The sequence below is a fragment of the Mycetocola sp. genome (assembly GCF_046716805.1).
Classification (GTDB): Bacteria; Actinomycetota; Actinomycetes; order Actinomycetales; family Microbacteriaceae; genus Mycetocola_A.
The window spans coordinates 1-9,931 of the sequence record NZ_JBKJWH010000126.1; the positions used below are offsets into that span (position 1 = coordinate 1).

The 9,931-nt window shown below is 67.0% G+C and carries 12 protein-coding genes; 8 read left to right on the forward strand and 4 right to left on the reverse strand.

The genetic code is table 11. From position 1 onward, the window contains the following. The first annotated feature begins 319 nt into the window (after positions 1-319). Positions 320-799 carry a hypothetical protein gene (locus ACLQ62_RS10055; protein ID WP_411721497.1) on the forward strand — a complete coding sequence of 160 codons (480 nt, stop codon included), beginning with the start codon at positions 320-322 and terminating at the stop codon, positions 797-799. A 211-nt stretch (positions 800-1,010) separates the two neighbouring features. Continuing rightward, positions 1,011-1,346, forward strand: a complete 336-nt coding sequence (locus tag ACLQ62_RS10060) for a hypothetical protein (protein WP_411721498.1) — start codon at positions 1,011-1,013, stop codon at positions 1,344-1,346. Between the two features lie 13 nt (positions 1,347-1,359). Here ACLQ62_RS10060 and ACLQ62_RS10065 read toward each other — a convergent pair whose 3' ends face one another. From ACLQ62_RS10065 to ACLQ62_RS10075, 3 genes are all read right to left on the reverse strand, one after another. Next, entirely contained in the window at positions 1,360-1,779 is a 420-nt protein-coding gene (locus tag ACLQ62_RS10065) for a hypothetical protein (protein ID WP_411721499.1), read from the reverse strand. An 82-nt stretch (positions 1,780-1,861) separates the two neighbouring features. Further along, complete coding sequence (locus ACLQ62_RS10070) at positions 1,862-2,176, reverse strand: acylphosphatase (RefSeq protein ID WP_411721500.1); 315 nt, start codon at positions 2,174-2,176, stop codon at positions 1,862-1,864. 2 nt (positions 2,177-2,178) lie between these two features. Then, entirely contained in the window at positions 2,179-2,469 is a 291-nt protein-coding gene (locus ACLQ62_RS10075) for a hypothetical protein (RefSeq protein WP_411721501.1), read from the reverse strand. A gap of 171 nt (positions 2,470-2,640) precedes the next feature. Here ACLQ62_RS10075 and ACLQ62_RS10080 point away from each other — a divergent pair, with 171 nt between their 5' ends. The 4 genes from ACLQ62_RS10080 to ACLQ62_RS10095 all read left to right on the forward strand — a co-directional run bounded on the left by ACLQ62_RS10080 (position 2,641) and on the right by ACLQ62_RS10095 (position 6,053). Beyond that, positions 2,641-3,210: an RNA polymerase sigma factor gene (locus tag ACLQ62_RS10080; protein WP_411721502.1), complete on the forward strand. Its 570-nt coding sequence runs from the start codon at positions 2,641-2,643 to the stop codon at positions 3,208-3,210. A gap of 69 nt (positions 3,211-3,279) precedes the next feature. Continuing rightward, entirely contained in the window at positions 3,280-4,566 is a 1,287-nt protein-coding gene (locus ACLQ62_RS10085; RefSeq protein WP_411721503.1) for a hypothetical protein, read from the forward strand. A 57-nt stretch (positions 4,567-4,623) separates the two neighbouring features. Next, a complete protein-coding gene (locus ACLQ62_RS10090) occupies positions 4,624-5,490 on the forward strand; it encodes an Fpg/Nei family DNA glycosylase (protein WP_411721504.1) in 867 nt (288 codons plus the stop codon). A gap of 83 nt (positions 5,491-5,573) precedes the next feature. Next, complete coding sequence (locus tag ACLQ62_RS10095; RefSeq protein WP_411721505.1) at positions 5,574-6,053, forward strand: Pvc16 family protein; 480 nt, start codon at positions 5,574-5,576, stop codon at positions 6,051-6,053. 3 nt (positions 6,054-6,056) lie between these two features. Here ACLQ62_RS10095 and ACLQ62_RS10100 read toward each other — a convergent pair whose 3' ends face one another. Then, positions 6,057-7,589 carry a SulP family inorganic anion transporter gene (locus tag ACLQ62_RS10100; RefSeq protein WP_411721506.1) on the reverse strand — a complete coding sequence of 511 codons (1,533 nt, stop codon included), beginning with the start codon at positions 7,587-7,589 and terminating at the stop codon, positions 6,057-6,059. A gap of 26 nt (positions 7,590-7,615) precedes the next feature. Between ACLQ62_RS10100 and ACLQ62_RS10105 the strand changes: the two genes are divergently transcribed. Together ACLQ62_RS10105 and ACLQ62_RS10110 are read left to right on the forward strand one after the other, a co-directional pair. Next, complete coding sequence (locus ACLQ62_RS10105) at positions 7,616-7,924, forward strand: hypothetical protein (RefSeq protein ID WP_411721507.1); 309 nt, start codon at positions 7,616-7,618, stop codon at positions 7,922-7,924. A gap of 83 nt (positions 7,925-8,007) precedes the next feature. Then, on the forward strand, positions 8,008-9,931 hold a 1,924-nt coding region (locus ACLQ62_RS10110; RefSeq protein ID WP_411721508.1), incomplete at its 3' end, for an AAA family ATPase.

The following is a 9,931-nucleotide window of genomic DNA, read 5'->3' on the forward strand; positions in this document are numbered from 1 at the left end:
GCAGTGGCGCCGGCCGGGGGGGCAGCCGTCGCAGCGGCGGTGATGTTCTCGCCAGCACGTTCATTCGAATCGGGCATTGTTTTCCTTTCGGTTGTTCGGGATCTGCCATCTTCAGACGGTAAGCATGCGCCGCGGCGCCCGCCACAGGGGAGGGCAGGTACCGCGAAACCCGCGGACGGTCCGGAACAGGGTTCAGGGCGTTATCAGGCGCTCCCGGTGTCCGTCCAGCTTCATCACCCATCTTTTCGCAGATACCCTCGCGAACACAGGGGGTTGCGAAGCGGGTCAAAGCATCTCAACCGCGCAGTAGCATGGGCGCGTGCCGTACCTGTCAGCCTCTTCCCGCGCCGCCCTCGAGCGCGTTCTCGCGGGTGATCTCGATGACGGGACGGATGCCCTCCAGCGTTTGCGGGACATCCGCGCCCTTCTCGTCGCCCTCGACCAGGACCCGGCTACCCTGCAAGCAGTGCGCGAGGCACTCGGAGGCGGGACGGGCTGGGACGAGATCGCGGCGGCGGCCGGGCTGAAACCGGCCGCGGCGAAATGGCGTTGGCAGGGGACCGACGCCGAGATAGCCGAACGTCACGAGGCGGGCCGCAAGCGGTCGGCGCGGCCGAGCAGCGTTCCGACCGACCTTCCCGGGCTGTCCGTCGCCGAAGCCGCCGCTCAGCTCGGCGTCAGCGCCCAGGCGATCTACCTCCGTGTCACGCGCGGCACTCTCCGGGCGGAAACGATCGAACTGCCCGACGGTCGGTCATACAAGCGGGTCTTCCCCGACGAGGACGCCACCGGCAGCTGACGCCGCCGAACGGATGTCACCAAATCATCCGTTCCTGACGGAACCATCCGGCGTGCCGGGTGTTCCCGACCGCAACGGGTGAACTGGCGAAGGTGAGCGTCGCTCGAATGTTGCGCTGTGTGACGGTCGCAGGTGACAGCATCCGGGAGCCGACCTACCGTTGATTGCAGTGCCGGAAAGCGTCCGGCCGGGAAGCGGGCAGGAGGTCAGGATGTCGAGTCTCAAACCAGGAGTAGATCAGGTCATGCAGTGCTCGAGCGCCTCCGGCGGCTCCTGCGACAAGAACGGCCCCGGTCACGTTCTCCGACCGCTCCAGGAGCGCATCGCCGCTGCCACCGCGAGCAAGTGGAGCGATGGAATCGTTTCTTCGGTTTCGGGCGGCTGGATCGGTGTGACACTCGTGAACTCCGGTGACACAGCCTGGGTGTGGACGCACAGCATCCCTGCCAGCCTGGCCCCCGGCCAGCCGGTCGCTCTGCACACGCTGTACTCGACGCTGGCGTTCGGTCCTGAGCGGCTCAGCGTCCTGATTGCTGCGGCCCTCTGACCGCGGTTTCGGTTCAGGCCTTCGGCATCGCCCCGCTCATCGAGTCCATCATCTTCTGGCAGGCCATGGCGCACTGACGGCAGGCCTCAGCGCACATGGCGCAATCGGCGTGCATGTCCTTGTGGCTCATGCACTCGTCGGCGCACGCCATGCACATCGTCATCGTGGCCTGCAGCATCGCCATCATGCTCTCCCTGTGCATGCCGGCTGGACGCATCATCATCCGCATCATCGTGTTGCACATGTCAGCGGTGTTCATGCACATGTTCATGCACATCGACATGCCGTCGCCCATCATGGTGCTCGAGCACATCGTGCACGCCTGCTCGCATGCCGAGCAGGCCTCAATACAGTCCTGCATCATTGCCATGTCCATGCCCGCAACGGGCATGTCCTTCTGGTGAGACTCCATCATTTGCATCGCCATGTTCATGGTCGTGTCCTTTCATAAGAATCGGGTGTTTTCTCGAATGCTACGCCGCTGGCCGAGCTCTGTCAGCGGGCAGGACGACGCGTCAACCTCGCCGAAACCATCCCGACATCCCGCTCCGATCGCCCGGGCGGATGTGGAAGCCCACCTCGCCGTCCGGCGGAAGGTCGGAAACCTCGACGTCGGAGACGACAGCGCCTGCCGGGCCACGGCCGATGGCTTTGATCATTTCGGATACAGCGCCCGGTTCGCCCTCGACCTCGGCTTCGACGGATCCATCCGAGCGGTTCCGTACCCAGCCATGCACACCGAAGTGCTCGGCTTTGCTGCGGGCCCAGTATCGGAAACCGACACCCTGAACCCGCCCGCGGACGAGCACCCGGCGGCGGATGTTTCCCATGCTCAATCCTGGACGGGCACCGTCTCGTCGACGGCGTCCGTGCCGGCGTCGCTGTAGTTACCGGTCTGGCCTGACGCTTTCGTGCCACCGGCGTCGTCGGCACCGTCCACCGAGGCATCCGAGCCCGACGAAGCCGATTCAGCGGTCGTGCCGTCGTCTGGCGGGTCTTCGAGCGAGGACTGATCGGCCGTGCCCTCGTTCTTCGCCTGCTCGTAGCTACCGTCGCGCGGACCCCAGTCCGGCAGAGAAGGAGTTGTGTCGTTGCCGTTCTCGGTTGGGTGTTGCTGTTCCATGCGGGATTCCTTTCGTTCTCGTGCAGGCGACGATACGCACGTCGCAAAAGAATGGCGACGGCTTTCGGCGGCCGCCCGTTCGGAGTAGCGTCGGGTCGAGGTTCCCGTGATGTCGGGTAGGAATTCACGACACTCGTGCAAGACTCGCGGCAAACGCGACACATTCATGGGGTGAGGATCGCCAGCACCACAGCAGCCGCCGACGCGAGCAAGGGAGTGGCGATGCCCGACAGCGCCGACCCCCACGTGGACAGCGCCGCCGCCTGGTTCACGGCGGTCGTCCATGAGCACTCGACCGCCCTCGTACGCTACTTCGCCCGCCGCGGGCCGCGCCAGGACGCCGAGGATCTCACTGCCGACGTTTTCGCCATCGCGTGGCGCCGCCGCGATGACGTGCCGCGCGAGGCCGTGCTGCCGTGGCTCTACCGGACGGCGGGGTTCACCCTCGCGAACCACCGGCGGAAGCACCTCGACCTGCCCGTCGACGACGTGCCCGAATCGGGCGTGGTCCGTGTCGGCACCGATCCCGAGCTGAGCGCCTTGTTCGACGCGGAACTCCGTGGTGCGCTCAACAGCGTGGGCGAGCGCGACCGGCAGATCCTGCTTCTGCATGCGTGGGAGGGCCTCGACGGGGCCGAGCTCGCTGAGGTGTTCGGCATCTCCCGGTCCGGCGCCGACGCTGCGCTCTCCCGAGCCCGCAAGCGACTGCGCGAAGCCTGGGGCGAACGGATGTCGTTCTAGGCTCCTGCAAGATTCGGGGGGCCCGGAACATATCCAGAGAAGTAGCGCATCTCACGGAGGCTGATCGACATGAACCACGACGACGAATTCGACCCGGTCGACCGGCTGCGTGCCGCAGACCCAGCGGGCGATGTCGAACCCCGCCCCGACTTCGCCGACGAGATCATCGCCCGCGTGACCGCCCCTGAGGCTGAACGGCCTGCCGGGTCCCGGCCCGTCGCCGACATCGCAGCGGCGCGGTCCCATCGTCGCCGCTGGCAGTCGATCGCCGCCGTCGCTGCGTCAGTTCTGATCATCGGCGCCGCCGGGTACGCCCTCGGAGCGACGAGCGGGGCAGCGAACCTCGCAGGCGCGGCTTCTCCACCCATCTCGCTGCAGACCGGTGCGAGCCCCGAGAACATGGTGGAGGGCGGTCGCGAGCCGGGCGTCGGTGCGGGCACCGCTGACCAGAAGGTCTCGGACTCGATCTACCCCTCTGGGTTCGGCCGGAATTTCTTCACCGCGTCCGGTCTCGGCAGCGCTGGGGCCGCGGCCCAGGCCTACGCCTTCGATCCGAATGCCGCTCCGATTCCTGACAGGGTGGCACCGCTAGCTGCGGCGCTCGGCATCGTTTCACCAGCGGAGCTGGGGGACGGCGGCTGGACCGCTGGCCCACCCGACGGCAGCGCTCCGAGCGTGACGGTCAGTCTTGACGGGATGCTCTCCTTCTACTACCAGAACCCGCAGACGAACCCGTGGTTGTGTGCCGATGGCGCCGAAGCCTGCCAGCCGACGGGCCAGGCACCCAGCGAGGATGCTGCGATCGGAGCGCTGCGCTCGATCCTCGTCGCTGCGGGCCGGGACCCCGGGATGTACGAGTTCACCTCGCACGTGTGGGAGGGGTCGCCAACTCGGACAGCGGAGGCCAGGCCGGTGGTCGACGGGCAGCGCCTGGATCAGGCCTGGTCGGTGGAGGTCGCCGAAGCCGGCGTCTTCAGCGCAAACGGTGCCGTTGCCGACGTCATCAAACTGGGGGAGTACCCCGTGGTCAGTGAACAAGAGGCGTTCGAACGACTCTCAGACCCCCGGTTCGGCGGCGCGATGACGATTCTTCCGATGAACAGTCGCGAGTCGGCGGATGCACCGGATGAGTGGGTACCTCCAACGGAGCCGCCGGCGACACCGCGGGCCGGCGCGTCGCTGTCCTGGCCGGTGAATGAAGTACAGATCGTCAGCGCCCGCCTGGGTCTCGCAAGCCAGTGGCAGCCAGACGGAAGCGTCCTGGTGCTTCCCGCCTACGAATTCACCGACGCCAATGGAGGCGTCTGGTCGGTCGTCGCTGTCGATGACTCGATGCTCGACTTCTCGTCCGATTAGCGCACGCACCGGCGACGGCGCTTCCCGGGCGCCGGGGTGGCGTGCGAGGCTGGAGTCATGCCCGAGTCGCCAGAAGTGCAGGCGCTCGTCGAGGATCTCGGCGCACGGCTGACCGGCCGCGAGATCGTCGACGTCGACGTCGCAGAGTTCCGAGTCACCAAGACGCGCGCGCATCCACCGTCGTCTCTCGTGGGCGAGCGGGTGCGGGATGCAACCCGGCGCGGCAAGCACGTGGATCTTCTCGTCGGCGACGACGCGCAGCACCTGGTCATCTCGCTCGGCCGGCACGGATGGGCGCGGTACCGTGACGACGGCGCTGACGTTTCGACGACGGAAGCCACCGGGGTCGAGGCCCCGCCGGCTCTGATCGCGTTCACCCTCGACGACGGAGCCGTTCTCGAGTTCACCGATGCCGGAGACTGGGTGTCGCTTGGCTGCTGGATCGTCGGCGATCCGGTGGAGGTGCCGGCGATCGCCAAGCTCGGCCCTGACCCCGCCGACCCCGGCTTCTCCCGGGCGGATTTCGATCGTGCGGTGGTCGGGCGTCGCAAGCAGATCAAGGCGATCCTGCAGGAGCAGGAATCACTCGCGGGTATCGGCAACGCGTACTCGGATGAGATCCTGCACGCGGCGAAAATCTCTCCGCTCGCCCACGCCGGGACCCTGTCAGCGGTCGAACTCGACCGGCTCTTCGAGGCCACGGTGGGCACTCTCACACAAGCGATCGACGCTCGCCGCGGCATCCCGATCTCGGAACTGAAAGCCGCGAAGGTGTCGGCGATGCGCGTGCACGGCAAGGCGGGCGAACCATGCCCGGTGTGCAGGGACATCATCCGCGACTTCTCGTTCGCGAGCACCACCGCCCAGTACTGCCCCACCTGCCAGACCGGTGGAGCGGAGCTTCCCCTCAAAGACTCCTCCTGATGCGACGATGCCTTTCGGCTGACGACGGTTCGGAGTAGCTTCAATACGACAGGCGGTTTGCCGCCCCGGACATCGGAGTTTGAATGCCGACCCTTTCCTCCTACGGGCAGGCGATCGCGTCGACCACGCTCGCCCTGCAACAGTTGCTCTCTGCCGCTCCCGCGAAGCTGCAGGTGACCGCGCGAACCCTCGATGCCGCCCGCGACGGCATCTCGGGGGCATCCGTCAACCTGTTCCTCTACCGCGATGACCTCACCGGCTACCGCGACGGTCATGAACAGCCCGGAACCACCCACAACATCGCCGAGTTGTTCTATCTGCTCAGTGCGTACCCCGGCGACACGTCAGACGCGGATGCCGTCAGTCACCGCGCGTACGGGACGGCCCGTGCCGTGGTGCAGCAGAACCCCGTGCTCGCCGTGCCGCTCGGCGACCGGTCAACGAACGTGCAGCTGCGCAGTCACGCCCTCAGCACGGAGAATCTTGCCAACCTGTGGCTGGCGTCGTCCGCTCCGCTGCGCCTGACCTTCGGCATCGGTGCAACGTTCACCGTGAGCGGCTGACGCCTATTCCAGCTTGCCGGTGAGCCGGCCGTGGAGGACCGTCGACCGCTCATCCAGCCCGACGAAGGTGACGGTTGCACCGTGGGCGGCGTATTTGGACTCCACCGAGTCCAGCACCGCGACCGTTGAGGCGTCCCAGATCTGCGCCGCCGTGAAGTCCACGGTGACGTCTGCCGGGTCGACCCCGTACGAGAACTGCTCGACGAGGTCGTTGCTCGAGCCGAAGAACAGGGGGCCGCGTACCGTGTACCGGACCGATCTGCCGTCGGCGGAGGGTTCGCGGTCCACCCGCGCGACGTGAGCGACCCGCCGGGCGAAGAGCACCATCGCGAGGAGAACGCCGCCGGCGACCCCGATCGCCAGATTGTTCGTGACCACGACGACCGCGACCGTGGTGACCATGACGATCGTCTCGGCCAGCGGCATCCGTTTGAGGGTGGCCGGCGCCACACTGTGCCAGTTGACGGTGGTGACGGCGACGATCATCATCACGGCGGCGAGTGCGACCATCGGAATCTGCTCCATCACGTCGCTGAGCACGGTGACCAGGAGCAGCAGGAAGATGCCGGCAACGAAGGTGGAAATGCGGGTGCGGGCCCGGCCGAGCTTCACGTTGACGACGGTCTGCCCGATCATGGCGCAACCGGCGATGCCGCCGTAGAAACCGGCGAGGATGTTCGCAACTCCGAGCGCCCACGATTCGCGGCCCTTCGCGGACCGGGTCTCGGTGATGTCATCGACGAGCTTCGCGGTGAGGAGGGTTTCCATGAGGCCGACGAAGGCGACGCTCAACGCCGTCGGCAGAATGATGTTCAGGGTCTCGAGATTGAGCGGCACGAGGAGCGGTGTGAGGCCGGGAAGCCCGCCGGCGATGTCTCCCTCGTCGCCGACAGTGGGAACGGACAGGTGCGCGATCATCGTGATGGCCGTGACGACGACGATGGCGACAAGAGGGGCAGGCACCGCGCTGGTGAGGCGCGGAAGGACGAGAACGATCAGTACCGTCAGTGCGAACAACGGGTAGACCAGCCAGGGCACCCCCAGCAGGTGAGGAACCTGCGCGGTGAAGATCAGGATGCCGAGCGCGTTCACGAAGCCGATCATCACCGAGCGGGGGATGAACCGCATCAGGCGGGCGAGTCCGGTCACACCGAACAGGATCTGGATGATGCCAGCGAGGATCACAGCCGGCAGCAGGTATTCGACGCCCTCCTCCTTGACGAGCGGTGCGACGACCAGGGCCACGGCGCCCGCCGCAGCGGTGATCATCGCGGGCCGGCCGCCGAGGATGGACATCGAGATCGCCAGGACGACGGATGCCACCAGGCTCACCTTGGGATCCACGCCGGCGATCACCGAGAAGGAAATGACCTCGGGGATCAGAGCGAGGGTCGTGACGACGCCTGCGAGCACCTCGATACTGAACGCCTTCGGGCTCCGAAGCGTTTGCCGGACTGTGGGGGAAAAGGGTGTGTCCGCGCGGGCGGTACGTGGTGAAGGTGACGACACCGTATAACTGTAGGCGTCGGCTCGCATGCCGGAAGCCGCCGTACTCTTGCTGGATGCCTTCCTTTCGTGTGACCGTGACGGTCGGGGCGCTCCGCCCTGGGGTTGACCCCGAGTCGGTGCTGCCCTTCGCGGCGGCCGCCGCCGCTCGAAGCGCCGTGGTGGAGGCATCCGACCTCGCTGTCGTCCGTGGCGCCGCACGCGTACTTGTCCGCTACACCGCGGACGACGTGGGTGCGGGGTGGCGGGTTGGCTCCGAGGTCGTGCACCAGCTCGCTAGCGTCGCCGAGCCTGCTGCGTGGGCAGTGACCGTCCGCGATGGCGGGCGCTGGTACCCGGTGGCCGCGCCGGGGCCGGATGTGTAGCCGTATCGAGTTCGTCGCTGTCCAGTCAACCCCGCGAAAGGGATAGCCGCCGGTCGCTGCGGATCAATACGCTTAGGGGTCACATGTCAGCCTCCCGACTGCCCCCGGATGTGCCTGCCGTTTCCTCTTCCCTTCTCGGGCGGGATCGGCAGCTGAGTGCTGTCGCCCAGGCGGTCGCGGGTGTGCGCGCCGGAAGTGCGCAGTTCGTGCTGATCGAAGGAGAGTCCGGATTCGGCAAGTCCGCCCTGCTCCGCGCGGCTGCAGCCTCCGTTGCCCTGTGGCCGACCCGCTCGGCCATCGCAGACGAGAACGAAGCCGAACTGCCGTACGGCGTCCTCAATCAATTGCTCAGGCAGGTCGAGGACGATGGCGACGTGGAACCGCTCCTCAGCGGCGGAATCGCCCCGGACATACCCGCGATGGTCGCCGGGGCCGCACTGCTGAATCTCATCGACGGCAGCGAGGGAGCCACGTGCATCACCATCGACGACGCCCAGTGGCTGGACCAGCGGTCGGCCGACGCCCTGTGGTTCGCCGGCCGCCGCTCCTTCCGTGACCGGCTGCTCGTCCTCATCGCCGCCCGGCCAGACGAGACACCGTTCCTCGAACGGATGCGATTGCTGGTTGCGGACGAGGAACGAGGCGTCCGTCTCCAGGCGAGCGGACTGAACGTCGAGCAGGTGGCAATACTCCTGAAACGCCGAACAGGGTTCTCACCTCCTCGCCGTCTGGCCTCCAGGCTGGTGGCGGCGACCGACGGCAATCCCCTCCACCTCCAGACTCTTCTGAACCAGGCCATGACCGGACCTGATCCCCTCGATTCCCTCGACCGGATGCTGCGGGGTACTCCGCCGGCCGCGCCGGGTTTCCGGAGGGTCACGCAGCGGACCCTCGAGGGTCTCAGCCCGCCCGCCCGCGCCGTCCTTAAGATCGTGGCCGTGATTCACGACACCACGGCAATTGCAGATCTGGCGGCGATCACTCGACGCTTCTGCGGGCACGAACTGACCGGAAGAGACATCGACGAGGCGTGTGCGACAGGGTTCGTGGTTCTCGCCGATGAGGACTCAGCCGTGCGGATGCCGCATGAACGAGTCCGCGCCGTCATCGTCGCACGTCTCGCACTGCAGTCCAAGCAGGGAATCCACGCCGCGGCCGGCGCTGTTCTCGGCGGTCACCGGGGACTCGATCACCGGGCGCATGCCGCAGCAGGGCCGGACGACAGCCTGGCGGCGGAGCTGGAAACAGCGGCAGGGCTGGCCGCGGTCGAGCACCAGACGGACCGCGCCTTCCGCTATGCCCGATGGTCCGCCCAGCTCAGCAGTACCCCGGCTGATAAGGAACGGCGAACCATCGACGCCGGCATCCACGCCATCATCGCGCGTAGGCACGACCTGCTGGTAACGGCGCTACCTGAGTTCGAGAATCTCAGCAGGGGACCTGAGCGGGACGTTCTTCTGGGGATGGCCGCGCTCGCAGCCGGCGACGTCTCATCCGCTTCCCAACACCTGGAGCTGGCCACCGAGTCGCGCAGGACCGGGCCCGCCCGGGCGCGCATGATGAGCGCTTTGGCACATCAGGGTCTCGCTGAGATGGCGCTGATGGGCGACAAATTCGATGTGGGCTTCCAGCACTCAACAGCGGTGCTCGATGTTCTGACCGGGCTGCGCCTCAGCACCGATCCAGCCGGCACCGTGAGCATCGACGTCGACGAGCTGGAAACATTCGCGGTGTCGATGCGGGCACTGGCCGGATGGCAGGCGGGGCAGGCGGACACCGGCCAGGCCCGACTCAACGAACTCATCGCCGAAGCCCAGAGCAGCACGCTCCTGCCCCGGCACGCGATCCTGTTACTCACCCGGGGCTACCTGCATCGCCAGCAGCGCCGGCTGACCGAGGCCATCGCCGATCTTGAGGCCGGCCTCACACTTGCCGACCACGGCCGGCCCGAGCTGTCGGTTTACGGGCGGATAGAACTGGCGCTCGCACAATTCCGGAGCGGGCAAT

Excerpts from the sequence above, each read along its gene's own strand:
- ACLQ62_RS10060 (WP_411721498.1), top strand. The coding sequence starts at position 1,011 with ATGTCGAGTCTCAAACCAGGAGTAGATCAGGTCATGCAGTGCTCGAGC.
- ACLQ62_RS10065 (WP_411721499.1), bottom strand. The coding sequence starts at position 1,779 with ATGAACATGGCGATGCAAATGATGGAGTCTCACCAGAAGGACATGCCC.
- ACLQ62_RS10070 (WP_411721500.1), bottom strand. The coding sequence starts at position 2,176 with ATGGGAAACATCCGCCGCCGGGTGCTCGTCCGCGGGCGGGTTCAGGGT.
- ACLQ62_RS10075 (WP_411721501.1), bottom strand. The coding sequence starts at position 2,469 with ATGGAACAGCAACACCCAACCGAGAACGGCAACGACACAACTCCTTCT.
- ACLQ62_RS10085 (WP_411721503.1), top strand. The coding sequence starts at position 3,280 with ATGAACCACGACGACGAATTCGACCCGGTCGACCGGCTGCGTGCCGCA.
- ACLQ62_RS10090 (WP_411721504.1), top strand. The coding sequence starts at position 4,624 with ATGCCCGAGTCGCCAGAAGTGCAGGCGCTCGTCGAGGATCTCGGCGCA.
- ACLQ62_RS10095 (WP_411721505.1), top strand. The coding sequence starts at position 5,574 with ATGCCGACCCTTTCCTCCTACGGGCAGGCGATCGCGTCGACCACGCTC.
- ACLQ62_RS10100 (WP_411721506.1), bottom strand. The coding sequence starts at position 7,589 with ATGCGAGCCGACGCCTACAGTTATACGGTGTCGTCACCTTCACCACGT.
- ACLQ62_RS10105 (WP_411721507.1), top strand. The coding sequence starts at position 7,616 with ATGCCTTCCTTTCGTGTGACCGTGACGGTCGGGGCGCTCCGCCCTGGG.